The sequence below is a fragment of the Hydrogenophaga sp. IBVHS1 genome (assembly GCF_002127265.1).
Lineage (GTDB): Bacteria > Pseudomonadota > Gammaproteobacteria > Burkholderiales > Burkholderiaceae_C > Hydrogenophaga.
Genome location: NZ_NFUU01000001.1, coordinates 1648993 through 1669535 on the forward strand (window position 1 = coordinate 1648993; position 20543 = coordinate 1669535).

The 20543-nt window shown below is 66.4% G+C and carries 19 protein-coding genes; 18 read left to right on the top strand and 1 reads right to left on the bottom strand.

Annotated features, from left to right (window positions below; translation table 11 throughout):
* The first annotated feature begins 9 nt into the window (after positions 1-9).
* From CAP37_RS07880 to CAP37_RS07940, 13 genes are all read left to right on the top strand, one after another.
* Positions 10-1833: an acyl-CoA dehydrogenase gene (locus tag CAP37_RS07880; protein WP_086123669.1), complete on the top strand. Its 1824-nt coding sequence runs from the start codon at positions 10-12 to the stop codon at positions 1831-1833.
* A gap of 119 nt (positions 1834-1952) precedes the next feature.
* On the top strand, positions 1953-2309 hold the full coding sequence (locus tag CAP37_RS07885) for a YciI family protein (RefSeq protein ID WP_086123670.1): 357 nt from the start codon (positions 1953-1955) through the stop codon (positions 2307-2309).
* On the top strand, positions 2306-3604 hold the full coding sequence (locus CAP37_RS07890; RefSeq protein WP_086123671.1) for an RNA polymerase sigma factor: 1299 nt from the start codon (positions 2306-2308) through the stop codon (positions 3602-3604). Before CAP37_RS07885 ends, CAP37_RS07890 begins: the two co-directional genes overlap by 4 nt.
* 51 nt (positions 3605-3655) lie before the next feature.
* Complete coding sequence (locus CAP37_RS07895; protein ID WP_086123672.1) at positions 3656-4447, top strand: SDR family oxidoreductase; 792 nt, start codon at positions 3656-3658, stop codon at positions 4445-4447.
* 7 nt (positions 4448-4454) lie between these two features.
* Positions 4455-4883, top strand: a complete 429-nt coding sequence (locus tag CAP37_RS07900; RefSeq protein WP_086123673.1) for a PaaI family thioesterase — start codon at positions 4455-4457, stop codon at positions 4881-4883.
* 10 nt (positions 4884-4893) lie between these two features.
* Positions 4894-5910, top strand: coding sequence for an NADP-dependent oxidoreductase (locus CAP37_RS07905; protein WP_086123674.1), 1017 nt, complete (start codon positions 4894-4896; stop codon positions 5908-5910).
* A gap of 11 nt (positions 5911-5921) precedes the next feature.
* Entirely contained in the window at positions 5922-7565 is a 1644-nt protein-coding gene (locus tag CAP37_RS07910) for an isovaleryl-CoA dehydrogenase (RefSeq protein WP_086123675.1), read from the top strand.
* A gap of 20 nt (positions 7566-7585) precedes the next feature.
* Positions 7586-8521, top strand: a complete 936-nt coding sequence (locus CAP37_RS07915) for a glutathione S-transferase family protein (protein WP_086123676.1) — start codon at positions 7586-7588, stop codon at positions 8519-8521.
* Positions 8518-8982: a GNAT family N-acetyltransferase gene (locus CAP37_RS07920; RefSeq protein ID WP_306297827.1), complete on the top strand. Its 465-nt coding sequence runs from the start codon at positions 8518-8520 to the stop codon at positions 8980-8982. The genes CAP37_RS07915 and CAP37_RS07920 overlap by 4 nt, the downstream gene beginning before the upstream one ends.
* 31 nt (positions 8983-9013) lie before the next feature.
* Positions 9014-9919 carry an SDR family oxidoreductase gene (locus CAP37_RS07925; protein ID WP_086123677.1) on the top strand — a complete coding sequence of 302 codons (906 nt, stop codon included), beginning with the start codon at positions 9014-9016 and terminating at the stop codon, positions 9917-9919.
* Between the two features lie 2 nt (positions 9920-9921).
* Positions 9922-10479 carry a methylated-DNA--[protein]-cysteine S-methyltransferase gene (locus CAP37_RS07930; protein WP_086123678.1) on the top strand — a complete coding sequence of 186 codons (558 nt, stop codon included), beginning with the start codon at positions 9922-9924 and terminating at the stop codon, positions 10477-10479.
* Positions 10476-11396: an AraC family transcriptional regulator gene (locus CAP37_RS07935; protein ID WP_086123679.1), complete on the top strand. Its 921-nt coding sequence runs from the start codon at positions 10476-10478 to the stop codon at positions 11394-11396. Before CAP37_RS07930 ends, CAP37_RS07935 begins: the two co-directional genes overlap by 4 nt.
* Complete coding sequence (locus CAP37_RS07940; protein ID WP_086123680.1) at positions 11375-11734, top strand: VOC family protein; 360 nt, start codon at positions 11375-11377, stop codon at positions 11732-11734. The genes CAP37_RS07935 and CAP37_RS07940 overlap by 22 nt, the downstream gene beginning before the upstream one ends.
* 6 nt (positions 11735-11740) lie before the next feature.
* On the opposite strand, the gene CAP37_RS07945 is transcribed toward CAP37_RS07940, so the two are convergent.
* Complete coding sequence (locus CAP37_RS07945; protein ID WP_086123681.1) at positions 11741-13528, bottom strand: monovalent cation:proton antiporter-2 (CPA2) family protein; 1788 nt, start codon at positions 13526-13528, stop codon at positions 11741-11743.
* Positions 13529-13629: 101 nt separating this feature from the next.
* On the opposite strand from CAP37_RS07945, the gene CAP37_RS07950 reads away from it, so the two are divergent.
* The 5 genes from CAP37_RS07950 to CAP37_RS07970 all read left to right on the top strand — a co-directional run bounded on the left by CAP37_RS07950 (position 13630) and on the right by CAP37_RS07970 (position 20530).
* Positions 13630-14844, top strand: coding sequence for a multidrug effflux MFS transporter (locus CAP37_RS07950; protein ID WP_086123682.1), 1215 nt, complete (start codon positions 13630-13632; stop codon positions 14842-14844).
* Positions 14841-16235, top strand: a complete 1395-nt coding sequence (locus CAP37_RS07955; protein ID WP_256926911.1) for an MFS transporter — start codon at positions 14841-14843, stop codon at positions 16233-16235. Before CAP37_RS07950 ends, CAP37_RS07955 begins: the two co-directional genes overlap by 4 nt.
* Positions 16236-16295: 60 nt before the next feature.
* A complete protein-coding gene (locus CAP37_RS07960) occupies positions 16296-18689 on the top strand; it encodes a Tex family protein (RefSeq protein ID WP_086123683.1) in 2394 nt (797 codons plus the stop codon).
* A gap of 97 nt (positions 18690-18786) precedes the next feature.
* Positions 18787-19614 (top strand): HDOD domain-containing protein, encoded by an 828-nt coding sequence (locus tag CAP37_RS07965; RefSeq protein ID WP_086123684.1) that lies wholly within the window; start codon positions 18787-18789, stop codon positions 19612-19614.
* Between the two features lie 82 nt (positions 19615-19696).
* On the top strand, positions 19697-20530 hold the full coding sequence (locus CAP37_RS07970) for an HDOD domain-containing protein (RefSeq protein WP_086123685.1): 834 nt from the start codon (positions 19697-19699) through the stop codon (positions 20528-20530).
* Positions 20531-20543 lie beyond the last annotated feature (13 nt).

Consider the following 20543-nt stretch of genomic DNA (forward strand, 5'->3'; position numbering starts at 1 on the left):
GCCGATTCCATGAGCCTGCGACCTACCCTCGATTTCCTGCTTAACGACTGGCTGCACGTCGAAAACCTGAACGAGCGCGACCGCTTCGCCGACCACAGCCGCGAGACTTTCGACGCCGTGCTCGACACCTGCGAGCGCATTGCGCGCGAGAAGTACGCGCCTTTCAACCGGCTGGTGGACACGCAGGAGCCGCATTTCGATGGCGAGCGCGTGGTTCTGCCGCAGGCTACCCACGATGCCCAGAAGGCCTATGCAGAGAGCGGCATGCTCAGCGCCGCGCAAGATTACGACGTGGGCGGCATGCAGTTGCCCTACACGGTAGAGGCCGCCGCCAACGCGTTCTTTGCCATGGCGTCGGTGAGCATTGGCAGTGGCATGCTCACCACCGGCAACGCCAACCTGCTGATGGTGCATGGCACCGAAGCGCAGAAAAGGGTGTTTGCACTCAACGAGTTTTCGGGCCGTTTCTCGGGAACCATGTGCCTCTCCGAACCGCAGGCGGGCTCGTCGCTCAGCGATGTGATGACGCGCGCTGTGCCCGATGGCGCCGATTTCGAGAGTGACCCGCTGGGCCCGCGCTACCGCCTCAAGGGCAACAAGATGTGGATCTCGGCCGGCGAGCACGAACTGACCGAAAACATCATCCACCTCGTGCTGGCCAAGATTCCGGACGAACACGGCAAGCTGGTACCCGGCACGCGAGGCATCTCGCTGTTCATCGTGCCCAAGAAAATGGTGAACGCCGAAGGTCAATTGACCGGCGAGCGCAACGACGTGGCGCTGGCTGGCCTTAACCACAAGTGCGGCTGGCGCGGTACCACCAACACGCTGCTCAACTTTGGCGAAGGCAAGTACCCCGTCGGCGGTGAGGCCGGAGCCGTGGGCTACCTGGTGGGCCAGGCCGGCAAGGGCCTGCACTGCATGTTCCACATGATGAACGAGGCCCGCATCGGCGTGGGCCTGGCCGCCACCATGCTCGGCATGGCCGGCTACCACGCGAGCCTGGACTACGCCAGGAACCGCCCGCAAGGCCGCCCGATGGGCCCCGCCGGCAAAGACCCGGCGCAACCGCCGGTGCGCATCATCGAACACGCCGACGTGAAGCGCATGCTGCTGGCGCAGAAGTCGTATTGCGAAGGTGCGCTGGCGCTCGAACTGTATTGCGCGCGGCTGGTGGACGAGCAGCACACGGCCGACGCGGCAACGGCGGACGACGCTCGCCTGCTGCTGGAGGTTCTGACCCCCATTGCCAAGAGCTGGCCCAGCGAGTGGTGCCTGGAAGCCAACAGCCTGGCGATCCAGATTCACGGCGGGTATGGCTACACGCGAGACTTCCCGGTGGAGCAATACTGGCGCGACAACCGCCTGAACATGATCCATGAAGGCACACACGGTATCCAGGCCATGGATCTGCTGGGGCGCAAGGTGTTGATGGAAGGCGGCAAGGGGCTCACCCTGCTGGCTGGCCGCATCAACGGCACCATCGAGCGCGCGATTCAGGTCCCCGAATTCGCGGCCCACGCCAACGCGCTGGGTCAGGCGCTGGCCCAGGTGGGCGCGGCCACCAAAGCCGCCTGGGCCACCGGCGAGCCCACCGATGCACTGGCCAATGCCGTGCCGTACCTGCAGGCCTTCGGCCACACGGTGCTGGCGTGGGTCTGGCTCGATGTGGCACTGGCCGCGAGCGCGGCGCCCGAAACGCACGCCCGCACCGGCCGGCTGGCGGCCATGCGGTTTTTCTTCCACTACGAGCTGCCCAAGATCGGCGCCTGGCTGCAGGTGGTGAGCCAGCGCGACCAGACTTGCGCCGCGCTGCCCGAAGACGCTTTCTGACCAGCGGTCGTGTCGGATGTCGATCCGGGCGGAGTCGGCGCATCCATGGAGCAGGTGGCGCAGGGTTGCGCTGCCACCCACCGTGCCGCACCATTGCGCGGCACCCTATGGAGCTTCAAATGGAATACATGATCGTTTTCAAGGAACCCCAGTCCGATTTCGACCGCCGCCACGACGACGCCTACTGGGGCGCCTGGGGCGCCTACATCGCCGCGCTGCAGCAGTCCGGCATCAGCAAGGGGGGCAACGGTCTTCAGCCTCCGCACACCGCCACCCAGGTGCGCGTGCGCGACGGCCAGCGTCAGGTGCAGGACGGACCCTACCCGGACACGAAAGAACACCTCGGTGGCTATTTCGTGATCGACGTGCCCTCGCTCGACCAGGCGCTGGAATGGGCAGCACGGGCACCTTGCGCCAGCACCGGGAGCGTGGAGGTGCGGCCGGTGCTGCCGCCCATGGAGGCGCCGCACGCATGATGCCGGCCACGGCCGAGGTGGCTGCCCGCACTGCGCGAGAAGCTTACGGCCGCCTCGTGGCCTATCTCGCCTGGCGCTGGAACGACCTGGCCGCTGCCGAAGACGCGCTCGGCGACGCCCTGCTGAAAGCGCTGGAGCGCTGGCCTCACGATGGCGTTCCAAGGCAGCCCGAAGCGTGGTTGCTCACCGTGGCGCGGCGGGAATTGTTGCAATCGGCACGGCACCAGGGTGTGGTGCAGCGGCTCGCCGAAGACCCGGCGGTGCGCGCGCTCCTGCCCCGCGAAGACGACGCGGCGCCCGAGCCGTTTCTGGTGGCGAACCCGATTCCCGACAACCGCCTGCGCCTCATGCTGGTCTGCGCCCACCCGGCGATCGACCGCGCAGTGCGCACGCCCCTCATGCTGCAGACGGTGCTCGGGCTGGATGCCCAGCGCATTGCCGCGGCATTTCTGGTGTCGCCCACGGCCATGGCGCAACGGCTGGTGCGCGCCAAGCAGAAGATTGCGCGGGCCGGCATCCGCTTCGAAGAACCTGATCCGGCCGACTTGCCCGAGCGAACTCACGCGCTGCTGGAGGCGGTGTATGCCGCTTACGGTCTGGCCTGGGAGCGACTTGGTGCAGCGGGCGGTGAAGCGGCCTTTAGCGCCGAACTCGCGACCGAAGCGCTCTACCTTGCCGAGCTGTGCGTGGCGCTGCTGCCAGCAGACGCGGAGGCGCTTGGGTTGTGGGCGTTGATGTTGTTCTGCGAGTCGCGCCGCGATGCGCGGTTTGTGACCACGCCCGAGGGCAGCGAGTGTTTTGTGCCCTTGCATGAACAGGACACCGCGCGCTGGGACCATGCGCAGATCGCCCGCGCCAACGGGCTGCTGCGCGAGGCGGCGAAACTCGGACAGATCGGGCCGTACCAGCTGGAGGCGGCGATCCAGTCGGCACACGCTCAACGCGCCATCACCGGGCGGGTGCCTTGGGGTGGCATTGCCCAGCTTTACGAAGGCCTGCTGCAGATCGCACCCACCCTGGGCGCACGCATCGGTCATGCGGTGGCTCTGGGCACGGCACAAGGTGCCGTGGCGGGGCTGGAGGTGCTGGATGCGCTGCCCGAGACCGAGGTGCGCAACCACGCGCCCTGGTGGGTGGCGCGCGCCCATCTGCTGGAGCAGGCTCGCCGCTGGCCCGAAGCGTCGGCCGCGTTGAGGCAGGGGATGGGTCTGACCGAAGACGCCCGTTTGAGAGCGCACCTCTGGCGCAAGCTGCAGGCCCTGCAGGCCGCGCCGGTGACAGACACCCCCGCCTGATTCGCCCACAATGCCCCGAGCGATTCTTTCCCACACCAAGAGGACGACAACATGACCCGCACCATTACCCAACTCTTCGATCTCAAGGGCAAGACCGCCTTGATCACCGGCGGCTCGCGCGGGCTGGGCCTGCAGATGGCACATGCGCTGGGCGAGGCCGGCGCGCGCGTGCTGGTGAGCTCGCGCAAGGCCGAAGACCTTGAGAGCGCCACCGCCGAGCTGCAGGCCGCCGGCATCGATGCGCGCTGGTTCGCCGCCGACTGCTCGAAGGAAGAAGACATCCACAAGCTGGCCGATGAAAGCCTGCAGCGCCTGGGCGACATCGACATCCTGGTGAACAACGCGGGCGCGGCCTGGGGCGCGCCGGCCGAAGACCACCCGGTGGAAGCCTGGGACAAGGTCATGAACCTCAACGTGCGCAGCTACTTCGTGCTGAGCCAGGTGGTGGCGCGGCGCAGCATGATTGCGCGCAAACACGGCCGCATCATCAACACGGCCTCCATTGCCGGCCTGGGTGGCAATCCTTCGGGCATGAACACCATCGCTTACAACACCTCCAAGGGCGCCGTGATCAACTTCACCCGGGCCCTGGCCGCCGAGTGGGGCAAGTACGGCATCACCGTCAACGCCATCTGCCCGGGGTTCTTCCCGAGCAAGATGACCGCCGGCACCCTCAAGGCCATGGGCGAAGAAAAACTCGCTGCTCACGCACCGCTGCGCCGACTCGGCGACGACGAAGACTTGAAAGGCCTCACCGTGCTCTACGCATCCGACGCCGGCAAACACATCACTGGCCAGTGGCTGGCGGTGGATGGTGGCGTGAGCGTCATCACGGGTGGTTGAACACCGCATGGAATTTTCTGTCCGCATTCCCTTTGTCGATCACCTCGGCTTCCAGCTGCACAAGTTCGAAGGCGGCGAGGCCGAGCTGAGCTTCGACCCCGCACCAGAGCACCTGAATTCGTTTGACGTGGTGCACGGCGGCGCCAGCATGACCCTGCTCGATGTGGTCATGGCGCACGCCGCCCGGTCGGTTCAGCCCGATTTGGGCTGCGTCACCATCGAGATGAAAACCAGCTTCATGCGCGCCGCCAAGGGCCCGTTGCACGCCACCGGCCGCATCCTGCACCGCACCGCCACGATGGTCTTCACCGAGGGCAGCATTTTCGACACCGCCGGAAAACACTGTGCCCACGCCACCGGCACCTTCAAGCTGGTACCGCGCCTGCCCACGGGGCCGGGCAGCACCCAGCCTCTCAACCGCATATCCACCGACTAGGAGACACCCCATGCCCGCCAACCAGCAAATTCTGCTCGACAACCGTCCCCAGGCCGAGGCCACCGCCGCCAACTTCAAGCTCGTCACCACGCAAACGCCTGCGCTCAGCGACGGCCAGGTGCTGGTGCGCCACCATTACTTGAGCCTGGACCCCTACATGCGGGGCCGCATGAACGACAGCAAGAGCTACGCCGCCTCGCAGCCACTGGGAGAAGTCATGATCGGCGGCACCGTGGGCGAGGTGGCCGAATCGAAGCACCCCAAGTTCCAGCCCGGCGACAAGGTGGTCGGCATGGGCGGGTGGCAGGAATACAGCGTGGTGGATGCGAACCAGCCGGGCGCGCTGCGCAAGGTGGACACCACGCACGTGCCGCTCTCGCACTACCTGGGCGCGGTCGGCATGCCGGGCGTGACCGCCTGGTACGGCTTGGTGAAGATCATCAACCCCAAACCGGGTGACACGGTGGTGGTGAGTGCTGCCACGGGGGCCGTGGGCAGCGCCTTTGGTGCGCTGGCGAAGGCGCGCGGTTGCCGCGCTGTGGGCATTGCCGGCGGCCCAGACAAATGCAAGTACGCGGTCGAAGAACTCGGCTTTGACGCCTGCATCGACTACAAGGTGCACAAGGACGCCTACTCGCTGGCCAAGGCGCTCAAGGACGTGTGTCCCAAGGGCATTGACGGCTACTTTGAAAACGTCGGCGGCATGGTGCTCGACGCCGTGCTGCTGCGCATGAACGCGTTCGGCCGCATCGCAGTCTGCGGAATGATCGCCGGCTACGACGGCCAGCCCATGCCACTCGCCAACCCGGCACTGATCCTGGTGAACCGCCTCAAGGTTGAAGGCTTCATCGTCAGCGAGCACATGGAGGTTTGGCCCGAGGCGCTTACCGAGCTGGGTACCCTGGTAGGCACCGGCAAGCTTCGTCCGCGTGAGACGGTGGCGCAAGGCCTGGCATCAGCGCCCGAGGCTTTCCTGGGTTTGCTCAAAGGCAAGAACTTCGGCAAGCAACTGGTCAAACTGATTTAAAGGGGCGCCACGTGGCCGCCACCACGCACGAGGTCTTCAACCAGCCCGCGCCGCTGGTGGATGTGAATCTTTTCGCCGTCAACCGGCCGATGCAGGCGGCGCTGAAGTTCAACGCGCCTGCGCTGGACACCGAGCCGTTGCAGGCGCTGGGCCAGGTGGTGGGCAGCGGCGACATGCAGACCCATGCGCGGCTGGCCAACGTGCACACGCCGCAACTGAAGACGCACAGCCGTTTCGGGCATCGCATTGACTCGGTGGAGTTCCACCCGAGTTACCACGCGCTGATGACCGAGGCCGTGGGTGCTGGTTTGCATGGCGCGCCTTGGGGCGAGGGCGGCGAAAATGCCCATCAGCTTCGCGCTGCCGGCTTCATGCTTTTCACCGAGCTGGAGCCTTCCGTCCTCTGCCCCATCTCCATGAGCTACGCCGTGGCACCCGCGCTCAAGGACAACCCGGCCATCTACAAGGACTGGTCGCCCGGCCTCACCAGCCGGGTCTACGATCCGGCGCTCAAGCTCTGGCGCGACAAACCCGGCCTGACCATGGGCATGGGCATGACGGAAAAGCAGGGCGGTTCGGACGTGCGCGCCAACACCACGCGCGCCGAACCTGCGGGCAGCGACGAGTGGGGCCAGCGATTCACGGTGACCGGCCACAAGTGGTTTTTTTCGGCTCCCATGTGCGATGCGTTCCTGATCCTGGCGCAAACGACGAGCGGGCTCTCGTGCCTTTTCCTGCCGCGCGTGCTGCCCGATGGCTCGATGAACCAGCTGTTCATCCAGCGCCTCAAGGACAAGCTGGGCAACAAGGCCAACGCCAGTTCCGAGGTGGAGTTCGTCGGCGCCAGCGCCTGGCTGGTGGGCGAAGAAGGGCGCGGCGTGCCACAGATCCTGGCCATGGGCACCATGACACGGCTCGACTGTGCGCTCGGTACCAGTGGCCTGATGCGCCAGGCCTTGTCCATTGCACTCAACCACACCACCCAGCGCAAAGCCTTTGGCAAATTGCTGATCGACCAGCCGTTGATGAAGAACGTGCTGGCCGATCTTTCGCTGGAATCTGAAGCCGCCACCGCGCTGGCGCTGCGGCTGGCGCGCAGTTTCGACCGACTCGGTGACCCGCACGAGCAGGTGATGAACCGCCTGCTCACGCCGGTGGCCAAGTTCTGGATCTGCAAGCGCGGCAGCCACTTTGCGCAGGAAGCCATGGAATGCCTGGGCGGCAACGGCTATGTGGAAGAGGGCGGGGAAGGCACCATGGCACGCATCTACCGCGAGATGCCACTCAACTCCATCTGGGAAGGCGCGGGCAACATCATGGCGCTTGACCTGCTGCGAGCCCTGCGCAAGGCCGACGCGGCCGAGGCGCTGGCCAGCGAACTCGCGCCCGCGCGCGGCATGCACCGGGCGCTGGACCATCTGGCCGACCGACTGCCCATCCGCGTGGCGGAGATGGCCACCGAAATGGAGGCCCGCCGCCTGGCGCAGGACGTGGCGCTGGCGGTACAGGCCGCTTTGCTGGCGCAGACCGCGCCACCCGAGGTGTTCGGCGCGTTCTGTGATTCAAGGCTCGACGGTCAGTGGGGCCACAGCTTTGGCTCGCTGGGCGCTGGCACCGGCTTCGACGCCATCATCGCGCGGGCCATGCCGCGCTGAACCCATCTCCGAAAGAAGCCATGTCCGACCTCATCCTCCACCACTACGCCTCCTCCCCGTTTTCCGAGAAGGTCCGCCTCATGCTGGGCCACAAGGGACTGGCCTGGAAGGGTGTGAACATACCGCGCATCCTGCCCAAGCCGGATGTGATCGCGCTCACCGGTGGCTACCGCCGCACGCCGTTCCTGCAGGTAGGTGCCGACATCTATTGCGACACCGCGCTGATTGCCGATGTGCTGGAACACCGCCAGTCCGAGCCAACCCTGTACCCCGAGCACCAGAAGGGTGTGGCGCGCGTGCTGGCGCAGTGGGCCGACAGCACGCTGTTCTGGGCCGCCATGGCCTACAACCTCAGCCCCAAGGGCGCGGCCGCGCTGTTCGCGGGTCAGCCGCCCGAAGCGGCCCAGGCCTTCGCCGCCGACCGTGGCGCCATGCGCGGCGGTATGACGAGCCTGCGCCCAGGCGACGCCACGGCCGCCTACCGCAGCTACCTGCGCCGCCTCTCGACCATGGTGGAAACACAGCCCTTCCTGCTGGGTGATGCACCTTGCGTGGCCGACTTTGCGGCCTACCACCCGCTCTGGTTCAGCCGCGTGGTCAACCCCACCATGGCCGGCATTCTGGACGCCACGCCGCACGTGATCGACTGGCTGGACCGCATGGCGCAAATCGGCCATGGGCAGATGAGCAAGCTCAGTGCCACGGAGGCCATTGCCATCGCGGCGGCGGCGGAGCCCGAGCCTTTGCAGGACGATGTGTTCCAGGACGAGCACGGCATCGAGCTGGGCAGCCGCGTCACGGTGAACGCCGAAACCTTTGGCCAGGAACCCACCGAGGGCATCCTGCGCGCGGCCACGCGCACCCGCTACACGCTGGAGCGCACCGACGAACGCGCAGGCCGTCTCCATGTGCATTTTCCGCGCATCGGTTTCGTGCTGAGGGAAGTGCGCGCTTGAGATCGATCGACACCATCAGCTGGCGTTGCCTGCCTTTCGATGCCCTCCATGCCCGCACGCTCTACTGCCTGCTGCAACTGCGAACCGAGGTGTTCGTGATGGAGCAGAACTGCGCTTTTCAGGACATGGACGGAGCCGACCCGGCCTGCCTTCACCTGCTGGGTGAGGCCGCTGACGGGTCGCTGCTGGCCTATGCGCGCCTGGTACCCGCTGGACTCAAGTTCGCCGAAGTCAGCATTGGCCGTGTGATCAGCGCGCAGGCGGCGCGCGGCACGGGTCTGGGCCACGTGCTGATGCGTGAAGCAGTTCGGGCCACGCATGGCCTGTGGGGCGTGCAGCCCATCCGCATCGGCGCACAGGCTCGGCTGCAGGCCTTCTACCGCCAGCACGGCTTCGAGCCTGCGAGCGACATCTACCTTGAAGACGGCATCGACCACATAGAAATGCGTCGAGCCGCATGACTTCGCTTTCAAAACACAACAGGAGACACGGATGATTCAGGATTTCAAGGGCAAGACGGCCGTGCTCACGGGCGCGGGATCGGGCTTCGGCCTGGAGTGCGCACGCATCGGCGCGAAGCTGGGCATGAACCTCGTGCTGGTGGACGTGCAGCAGGACGCGCTGGACAAGGCCACCGCCGAGATCGAGGCCACCGGTGTGCGCGTGCTCTCGCGCAAGGTGGACGTGTCGGACCAGGCGCAGATGGAAGCCCTGGCTGCCGACGTGCAGAAGACTTTCGGCGCGCCGCACTTCGTCTTCAACAACGCGGGTGTCGGCTCGGGTGGTCTCATCTGGGAGAACTCGGTGAAGGACTGGGAGTGGGTGCTGGGCGTGAACCTGTGGGGCGTGGTGCATGGCGTGCGCCTCTTCACACCCATGATGCTGGCCGCCGCCAAGGCCGATCCCTCCTGGCGCGGCCACATCGTCAACACCGCCAGCATGGCCGGGCTCCTCACGCCGCCCAACATGGGCATCTACAACGTGAGCAAGCACGCCGTAGTGAGCCTCACTGAAACGCTCTACCAGGACCTGAAGCTGGTGAGTGACCAGCTGAGTGCCAGCGTGCTCTGCCCGTATTTCGTGCCCACCGGCATCAGCCAGAGCCACCGCAACAAGCCGGCCGATCTGGCCAGCGAGCAAGCCACGCAGAGCCAGATGATCGGGCAGGCCATGAGCGACAAGGCCGTGAGCTCGGGCAAGGTGACGGCGGCTGAAGTGGCGCAACTGGTGTTCGATGCCATCAGCGCGGACCGCTTCTACATCTTCAGCCACCCGCGTGCGCTGGGCAATGTGCGAGCGCGCATGGAAGGCATCGTGAACCAGACCAACCCGGCCGATCCGTTTCATGAGCGGCCCGAGATTGGCGTCGGTTTGCGGGCGGCGCTGCGCGCCGTGTAGGCATGGGCGAGGGCGGTCACGCGCTGTTCGACACCGCCATCGGTGTGTGCGGCATTGCGTGGGGCCCTGGCGGCATCGTGGCGGTGCAGTTGCCCGAATCCGATGCGGCACGCACCCGCATGCGTCTGCTCAAAGGTTTGCCTGAATCGCCGGAAGAGCCGGTGCCACCCGCCGAGGTACAAGCCGCCATCGAGGGCATCCGGGCACTGCTCGGCGGCGAGACCCGCGACCTGCGCGAGATCGCGCTCAACATGGACCGCCTCACGCCGTTCCAGCGCGATGTGTACGCCATGGCTCGCGGCATTCCGCCCGGCCAGACGCTGACCTACGGCGACGTGGCCAGGGCGCTCGGCGATCCCGGCCTGGCCCGTGCCGTGGGGCAGGCGCTGGGTCACAACCCCTTTGCGCCCATCGTGCCTTGCCATCGCGTGCTCGCCGCTGGCGCGCGCTCGGGCGGCTTCTCGGCCGGTGGCGGAGTGGCCACCAAGTTGCGCATGCTGCAGATCGAGCGCGCCCGCTTCGGCGATGCACCTGGCCTTTTCGATGAGGTGCCATCATGATCAGCGCCCGGGAGCTGAAGGCTGGTCCCATTCGCGTGATGGATTTCCGGTGCAGCGCCAGTCCCGCAGAGCGGCCGTTCACCGAGGTGCACCAGGGCTACTCGGTGTCCTATGTGCGCAAGGGCAGCTTCGGCTACCGCACGCGGGGCGAGTCGTACGAACTGGTGGCCGGTTCGGTGCTGGTGGGTCATCCAGGTGACGAATTCATGTGCACGCACGACCATCACGTTTGTGGTGACGAGTGCCTGTCGTTCCATTTCTCGCCGCGTTTTGTGGAGCTGGTGGGTGGCGACCGGCACCATTGGCGCGCGCGCGGCCTGCCACCGCTGCCGGAGCTGATGGTGCTCGGTGAACTGGCGCAGGCGGTGGCCGGCGGGCACAGCGATGCCGGGCTGGACGAGGTGGGTCTTGAGTTTGCCTCGCGCTTCATCGATGTAGCGACGGGTTGCAAGCTTGCGCCGCAGACGGCCAGCGACCGCGACCGCAGGCGCGCGGTGGAAGCCGCGATGTGGATCGCCGCACATTCGCAGGAGGACATCGACCTCGACCGTGTGGCAGATGAAGTGGCCTTGAGCCCGTTCCATTTCCTGCGGGTTTTCTCGCGCGTGCTGGGCGTCACGCCGCATCAATACCTGGTGCGCTCAAGGTTGCGCCACTCGGCGCGGCTGCTGGTCGAAAGCGAGCAGGCGGTGACCGACGTGGCGCTGGAGGTGGGCTACGGCGATCTCAGCAATTTCGTGCGCAGCTTCCACCGCGCGGCCGGCATGTCGCCCGGCACGTTTCGCCAGTCGGCCCGCCATGGCCGCAGGAAAGACCGCAAGATTCTCCAAGACCGCCTGGCCGCCTTGATCGACGATGACCGCTTGATCCACCCATCCAGCAGGAAACCATCGCCATGTACGACCACCTCGGATTGAAAGTCCACGACCTCGCTGCCAGCCTCCGTTTTTATGAAGCTGCGCTCGCTCCCCTCGGCCACGTGCTGGGTTCACACGACGACACCTATGCGGGCCTTGGCCCCAGGGACGCGCCCGCGCTCTGGCTGTATGCCACGCCGAACGCCAAAGGGCCGGGCGTGCACATTGCATTCCGTGCTGAAACCCACGCGCAGGTGGATGCGTTTTACCGAGCGGGGCTCAAGGCGGGGGCGACCGACAACGGTGGGCCAGGCCCACGGCCCGACTACAGCCCGACCTACTACGCGGCGTTCCTGATCGACCCCGACGGCAACAACGTCGAAGCGGTCTGCCCCTGAGCGGGCCTAGGTGGCCGGCTGCGCTTCTTCTGATCCCGGGTCCTTCTTCACCCGGTTGCCCAGCACCAGCGCGCGGCCGGCAAACATCCCGCCGGCAGCCTCCAGGTCCATGCGCTCGGCATCGCGCCGGCGCAGGTGCTCCATCACTGCGTCGGCTTCTTCCTCGGCCGCGCCCAGCGTGAGCACGGCCTGGCGGCCCATGGACATGGCCGATTCGAAGGTCTCGCGCACGAGGAAGCCCGCATCGGCCTTGCGCAGTTCCAGCACGTGTTCGCGGTCGAAGGCGCGGATCAGCAGCTCGGCATGGGGGAATTCGGTCTTGGCCAGGTGCGCGATGCGGGTGGCGGCTTCCTTGTTGTCCAGGCACACCAGAATGGCCTGGGCCGCATGGGCGCCGGCCGCGTGCAGCACGTCGGCACGGCAGCCGTCGCCGTAGTACACCTTGAAGCCGTAGGCCTCGGCGTCGCGAATCATCTGCACGTTGTTGTCGATGATGGTGATGCTGGCGCCGCGCGCGATCACGCCCTGGCTGGCGATCTGCCCGAACCGGCCAAAGCCGATCACCAGCACGCTGGCCACCTGGCCGTCGACCTTCTCCACGCCGTCCAGCGAAACGCCGCTGTCCTTCGCGGTGAGGCGCTTGTGCACCAGCACCACCAGTGGCGTAAGCGCCATCGACAGCACCACGATGGCCGTCATGTTGGCGTTGACCACCGGATCGATCACGCGCGCACCGAGTGCGGCGGCGAACAGCACGAAGGCGAATTCACCGCCTTGTGCCATGAGCACCGCGCGGTCCAGCGCATCGGCGTGCGAGCTTTTTGCGAAGCGCGCCACGCCGTAGATGCACAGTCCCTTGACGATCATCATCGCGATCACGCCGGCCACGATGATGGGCCAGTTGGAGGCGACGGCGGCCAGGTCGAGCGACATGCCCACGCTCAGGAAGAACAAGCCCAGCAGCAGGCCCCGGAAGGGTTCGATGTCGGCTTCAAGCTGGTGGCGGAAAGTGGATTCGGAGAGCAGCACGCCGGCCAGGAAAGCACCCATCGCCATCGACAGCCCGCCGACCTGCATCAACAGCGCGGCACCCAGCACCACCAGCAGCGCGGCGGCCGTCATGACCTCGCGCGCCTTGGCGTTGGCCAGAATGCGGAAGAGGGGGTTGAGCAGCCACACGCCGGCCGCCACCAGCGCCACCAGTGAGCCCAGCGCCAGGCCGATGGTGGCCAGACGCGACGACTCGGTGGCGGCTTGCTGGCCGAGGTCGGGCGCCATGAAGGTCACCACGGCCAGCAAGGGCACGATCAGCAGGTCTTCGAACAGCAGGATGGCAACAATCTTCTGCCCGCGCGGCTGTGCGATGTCGCCGCGCTCGCCGAGCAGCTGCATCACCACCGCCGTGGAGGTAAGCACGAAGCCCATGGCGCTCACGAACGAAACCGGCAGCGAAAAACCAAAGGCCAGCCCCACCCCGGTGAGCAGCAAGCCGCACACCACCACCTGCAGGCTGCCCAGCCCGAAGATGGCGCGGCGCAAGCTCCACAGGTGAGAAGGCTGCATCTCCAACCCGATGACGAAGAGGTACATCACCACACCGAGTTCGGCCGTGTGCAGGATGGTGGCGGGGTCGCTGATGAGCGCCATGCCGAACGGCCCGATGGCCAGCCCGGCGGCCAGGTACCCAAGCACGGAACCCAGGCCGAGGCGTTTGAACAGCGGCACCGCCACCACGGCCGCACCCAGCAATGTCACGACCTTGAGCAAGTCGCCCGCGCTGCCTTCCACGGCCATGGTGGAGCCCCTCTGTGGTTGTTGAATCGCGAAATTGTGACGCAAGCCGCGCGCCAGCCCCACATCAGCAAGGAATGCGTGCCACGGCGACAATCGTCCCCATGCGTTCTTCTGGTTTCTTTCGGATCGCCCTGATCCTCGGCCTGCTTTCGGCCATCGGTCCCTTCGCCATCGACATGTACCTGCCCGCGCTGCCCGCCATCGGCAGCAGCCTGGGCGCGCCGGTGGGCCAGGTGCAATGGACCCTCACCGCTTTCTTCATTTCGCTCGGCGTCGGCCAGTTGTTCTATGGGCCGGTCTCCGACATGGTGGGGCGCAAGCCCCCGCTGTACTTCGGCCTGGGGCTGTTTGCGCTGGCCAGCGTGGGCTGCGCGCTCACCAGCGACGTGCAGACGCTGGTAGCGCTGCGCTTCCTGCAGGGTCTGGGTGCGGCCGCCGGCATGGCGATTCCGCGCGCGGTGGTGCGCGATCTGCACACCGGCAACGAGGCCGCGCGCATCATGTCGCTGCTGATGCTGGTGTTCAGCGTCTCTCCCATACTCGCGCCGCTGGTGGGCAGCGGCGTGATCGCCCTCACGGGCTGGCGTGGTGTGTTCTGGGCCGTGGCGCTGGCTTCGGTGGCGGGTCTCGCGCTGGTGTATGGCGCCCTCACGGAAACGCGCACCCAGGCCGACCGGCTGGAAAGCAGCCTGGGCAGTGCCTTGCGCTCGTACGGCGTGCTGCTGCGTGATCGGCACTACCTGGGCCTGGTGGGCATCGCCAGCACCGCACTGGCCGGCTTCTTTGTCTACCTGGCCGGCTCGCCCTTCGTGATGATCGACCACTACGGCCTCACCCCCACGCAGTACAGCCTGGCTTTCGGCGTCAACGCGGCGGCTTTCTTCGGCGCCGCGCAATGCACCGCGCTGCTGGGCCGGCGCTTCGGGCTGGTGAACCTGGTGAAGGGTGCGGCCACCGCCTCGGGCGTCACCATGACCCTGCTGTTGATCTACTACCTGGCGGGTGGTGACAGTTTGTGGGTGCTGATCGCGCTGTACTTCGTGGCCAGCGGCTTCATGGGTCTGGTGATCCCGACCACCTCGGTGCTGGCGCTGGAGCAGCATGGCGCGATTGCCGGTACGGCATCGGCGCTGATGGGAACCCTGCAGATGCTGGGCGGCGCGCTCGCCATGGCACTGGTCAGCCTGTTCGCCAACGGGCAGCCCCTGCCCATGGTGGTGGGCATGGCCATCGGTGCCCTGATCGGCGTGGCGCTGACCTGGCTCACGCTCGGTGGGGCCGTTGCAGCAGGGAACGCACGCGGAGTTCGCGGTTGAACCCAGCGGTTGCCGACGGTTTGCCGCCCGCCCAGCGCTGGCGCGCGGTGGTGGTGATCATGCTGGGCATATCGATGTCGGTGCTGGACGGCAGCATCGTCAACCTGGCGTTGCCCGGCATTGCGCGCGAGATGAACGCACCCGCCTCGCAGGCAATCTGGGTCGTCAACGCCTACCAGATCGCCATGCTGGTCATGCTGCTGCCACTGGCCTCGCTCGGAGACCGGCTGGGCTACCGGCGTGTCTACCTGGTGGGCATGGCACTGTTTGTGCTGGCCTCGCTGGCCGCAGCACTGGCCACCACCTTGCCCATGCTGGCCACAGCGCGCGGGCTTCAGGGCCTGGGTGCGGCTGGTGTGCTGAGCGTCAACACCGCGCTGGTGCGGCTGGTCTACCCCAGCGTGCGGCTCGGCCGTGGCATGGCGCTGAACTCCATGGTGGTGGCCACCTCGGCCATGGCGGGGCCCTCGGTGGCGGCCGCCATTCTTTCCGTGGCGTCGTGGCCCTGGCTCTTTGCGCTCAATCTGCCATTGGGCCTGCTCACCATCTGGCTGGGCCGGCGGGCTCTGCCGGCCAACCCGCTGCACGCGGCCATGCCACCGCGCCTTTCGGTGCTCGACGTGCTGCTCAACATCCTCATGTTCACGCTGGTGTTTCTCGCGGTTGAGCAGCTCGGCGTGCGGGGTGCATCGAGCAACGGCGCTTCGCCCACTGGCTGGGCTCTGCTGCTGGCGGGCGTGCTGGTGGGCGTTTTCTACCTGCGCCGGCAATTGCACCAGGCGGCGCCGCTGTTTCCGGTGGACCTGTTTCGCATGCCCGTGTTTGCCCTGTCGATGGGGGCATCGCTGGGCGCCTTCTGTGCGCAGATGCTGGCCTTTCTGGCCTTGCCATTCCTGTTGCTGGAGGTGCATGGGCGCAGCCACGTGCAAGCCGGCCTGCTTCTCACGGCATGGCCCCTGGCCACCGCCGTGGTGGCACCCGTGGCCGGCCGACTCATCGGCCGCTACCCGGCGGGCTGGCTGGGTGGCGTCGGCATGGCGGTATTCGCCACAGGGCTGGCGCTGCTGGCCCTGATGCCGGCGCAACCGGCCAGCGCAGACATGGTCTGGCGCATGGCCCTGTGCGGCGCTGGCTTCGCACTGTTCCAGTCGCCCAACAACCACACCATCGTCACCACCGCGCCTTTGCACCGCAGCGGCGCGGCCAGCGGCATGCTGGGCACGGCCCGGCTCACCGGGCAGACGCTGGGCGCGGTGATGCTGGCGGCGATCTACGCGGTGTGGAACCAGCACGACGGGCGGGGCGAAACGATTGCGCTGTGGCTGGCGGCGGGGTGTGCGCTGCTCGCTGGTGTGAGCAGTTCGCTTCGGGTACGCGCCAGCAGAAGCTGAAAAGGGTCGGGGAAGGGCGTGTGGCAAACTTCCGCGCTTCGCGTTTTCATATCGGTTCGAATGCAGCAGATCATCCGGCAGATCGCCACGGAAATCAGGGTTGGGGAGCATCAGGTCCGCGCGGCGGTGGAATTGCTCGACGGTGGGGCCACGGTGCCCTTTGTGGCGCGCTATCGCAAGGAAGCCACCGGTGGGCTGGACGACATTCAGTTGCGCGAGCTCTCCACCCGGCTGGACTACCTGCGTGAACTGGAAGACCGCCGCGCTGCGGTTTTCAAGGCCATCGACGAACAGGGAAAGCTCACCGACGCGCTGCGCCTGGCCATTGCCGCTGCGCCCACCAAGCAGGAGCTGGAAGACCTGTACCTGCCGTTCAAGCAGAAGCGCCGAACCAAGGGGCAGATCGCGCGTGAGTTCGGCATCGAACCGCTGGCCGACAAGCTGTTCACCGACCCCACGCTGGACCCCGCCACGGAGGCAGCCGCCTTCGTAAAACCGCCCGAGGTGCTGGACGATGGCAAACCCGGTGCCGATTTCTCCACCGTGCCTGCGGTGCTCGACGGTGTGCGCGACATTCTCAGTGAACGCTGGGCGGAAGACGCCGCGCTGTTGCAGGGCCTGCGCGAATGGCTGTGGACCGATGGTCTGCTGAAAAGCACGCTGGTGGCCGGCAAGGATGAAAACGCGCCCGACATCGCCAAATTTCGCGACTACTTTGACTACGACGAGCCGATCTCGCGTGTGCCTTCGCACCGCGCGCTGGCTGTGTTCCGGGGCCGCGCGCTGGAGATTCTGGATGCGAAACTGGTGCTGCCCGAGCCGCCCGACGCCCTGGCTTCGACAGGATCAGCCCGAACGGTGGTGGTGCCCAGCCTCGCCGAGGGCCGCATTGCCCTGCACCTGGGCTGGAGCCACCAGGGCCGCAAGGCCGACGACCTGCTGCGAAAGTGCGTGGCCTGGACCTGGCGCGTGAAGCTCTCGCTCTCCAGCGAACGCGACCTGTTTGCGCGATTGCGCGAGAGCGCTGAAGCGGTGGCCATCAAGGTGTTTGCCGACAATCTGCGCGACCTGCTGCTGGCCGCGCCTGCCGGCCCGAAAGTGGTGATGGGCCTGGACCCGGGCATCCGCACCGGCGTGAAGGTGGCGGTGGTGGACGCCACCGGCAAGCTGGTCGACACGGCCACGGTGTACCCGCATGAACCCCGGCGGGATTGGGAAGGTTCACTGCACATTCTGGGCGCTCTCGCGCACAAGCACGGCGTGAACCTGATCGCCATCGGCAACGGAACCGCGAGCCGCGAGACGGACAAGCTGGCGGCGGATCTGATCAAACTGATGGAGAAAGCGGGCCTGAATGGTGTTCAAAAGGTGGTGGTCAGCGAGGCGGGCGCTTCGGTTTACTCCGCCAGCGAATTCGCCAGCCAGGAAATGCCCGATGTGGACGTGAGCCTGCGCGGTGCGGCCAGCATCGCGCGCCGACTGCAGGACCCGCTGGCCGAGCTGGTCAAGATCGACCCGAAGAGCATCGGTGTGGGCCAATACCAGCATGACGTGAACCAGAGCGAACTGGCCCGCACGCTCGAAGCGGTGGTGGAAGACTGCGTGAACGGCGTGGGCGTGGACCTGAATACCGCCAGCGTGCCGCTGCTCTCGCGCGTGTCGGGGCTTTCCGGCAGTGTGGCCAAGGCTGTGGTGCGCTGGCGTGAAACGCACGGCGCCTTCAAAAGTCGCCAGCAGCTGATGGAAGTGGCCGGCCTGGGCGCCAAAACCTTCGAGCAGAGCGCGGGCTTCCTGCGCATTCGCGGTGGCGACAACCCGCTGGACATGACCGGCGTGCACCCCGAGACCTACAGCGTGGTCGAGCAGATCATGGAAAAGACCGGCAAGCCGGTGGCCGATCTCATGGGCCGCGCCGACATGCTCAAGACCTTGCGTCCCGAGCTGTTCGCCAACGAGCGTTTCGGCGTGATCACGGTCAAGGACATCCTGGGCGAACTGGAAAAGCCCGGTCGCGATCCGCGTCCCGATTTTCAGGTGGCGCGCTTCAACGACGGCGTGGACGACATCAGCGACCTGCGCGAAGGGATGATTCTGGAAGGTACGGTGAGCAACGTGGCCCAGTTTGGCGCCTTCATCGACCTGGGCGTGCACCAGGACGGGCTGGTGCATGTGAGCCAGCTGGCGCACAAATTCGTGAACGATGCCCGGGAAATTGTAAAAACCGGCGACATCGTGAAGGTCAGGGTGATGGAGGTGGACGTGGCGCGCAAGCGCATCGGCCTTTCCATGAAGCTGGGCGAGGCGCCCGCTCGCAGTTCAGACGGCGCCCGCGACAACCGGTTCGAGCCAGTGCGGGGTGCACGCGGGGGCCAGCCGGTAGCCAAAGGCAGCCCACCGGTCGCCTCGGCCATGGCCTCGGCCTTTGCCCGTTTGCAGGGCACAGGGAAGCGCTGAGCCGGTAGTTCAAAGTCATTCAAGGGGCTCAAGTCGGAGGGGCAGGTGTCGATAGCTTGGGTAGTCAAACCCAACCCAGCCATCGGACTTCAGCCCCATGCAACTCGAAGCCCTTTTGAACTACCCCCGTGCCCTGCCGGCCATGTCGCGCACGGTCTCGGAGCTTCTGGCCGAGATGAACAAGGAAGATCCCAGTCCCCGGCGCGTGGCGGGGCTGATCTCCCAGGACCCTGCGCTCACCACCCGCGTGCTGCGCCTTTCCAACTCCGCTTTCTTCCGCTCCAGCCGACAGATCGGCAGCGCGGACGAGGCCGTGGCCTTGCTGGGCATGACCCATGTGCGCTCGCTGGTGATGGCGGCGGCGCTGGGCTCGAGTTTCAAGAATGTGCCCGGTGTGGACATGCGCCAGTTCTGGCGCTACAGCCTGCGCGTGGCCGACATTTCGCGCTCGCTGGCGGGCATCTTGCGGCAGAACGAAGGCAACGCCTTCACCGCCGGCCTGGTGCACGCCATCGGCGATCTGATCATGCACATCGCCATGCCAGACGTGATCGGCCCCATCGACATGGGCACGCCACCGCTGGACCTGCGCCGTGCCGATGCCGAGCGCATGGTGCTGGGCTACACCTACGCCGAGGTGGGCGCCGGCATGGCCGAGAAATGGCAGTTTCCGCCCGACATCGTCTCGGCGCTGGCCAACCAGGTGGCGCCGTTCGACGGCGAAACCTACGACCCGCTGGGTGGGGTGCTGCACCTGGCGTCCTGGCGAGCGCGCGCCGAAGAGATCCAGCTGGATGAAAGCGGCCTCGTGTCGACCTTTCCCGACATGGTCGGCCTCACCCTGGGGCTGGATGTGGACAGCGTGCTCGGCAAGGACCCCACGGAATGGTCGTTCAGCCAGGCCCTGGGCGCCTTTATCGACTGAAAGTTCTCAAGACTGCCGCCGACCTGACGAAGAAACCATCAGCTACCCAACAACAAACCCAAACCGTCGAAGGGCTCAGATCATGCAACTCGAAAAGCTGCTCAAGCAACCGGACGCACTGCCTTCCGCCCCCAAGGTGGTGCGCAAGCTGATCGAAACCTTCGACCAGGAAGAGGTCGACGCCATGCTGGTGGCGTCCTACATCGAAGACGACCCGGTGCTCACGGCCAAGCTGCTGAAGACCGCCAACTCCGCCTTCTTCGGCCTCTCGCGGCAGGTCTCCAATGCCCGCGAAGCCATGAACGTGCTGGGCATGATCAAGGTGCGGGCGCTGGTGATCGCCGCTTCGCTCGGTGAAGGCTTTCACAAGGTGGGCAGCGTCAACCTGAACCAGTTCTGGCGCTACAGCCTCAACACCGCCAACCTCTCGCGATACATCGCGCTGCCGATCAAGATCGACGAGAACACCGCGTTCACCGCCGGTCTCATTCATGGCATTGGTGAGCTGGTGATGCACGTGGGCATGCCCGAAGCCATGCTGGACCTGGACCGCAGCGTGCCCATGCTTGACCTCAAGCGCTCCAAAGCCGAGCGCGGCATCTTCGGCTACAGCTACGCCGAGGTGGGCGCCGCACTGGCGCGCGAATGGCATTTCCCTAAACGCATGATCAACGCCATCGAGCACCAGACCGCTCCGTTTGACAACGACGTGTACGAGCCGATCGCCGGCGTGATCCACATCGGCTCCTGGCGCGCCCGCGCCGAAGAGCAGGCCATGCGCAGCGAACTGCTGATCAACACCTACCCCGATCCGGTCGGGCTGGTGCTGGGCATCGACCCCGACACCGTGGTGGCCGAAGAGATTCCGTCGCTTTCCCGGCACGCCGAGGAATCAGAGTCCCACGTGCACCACTGAGTTTGCCGGGCAA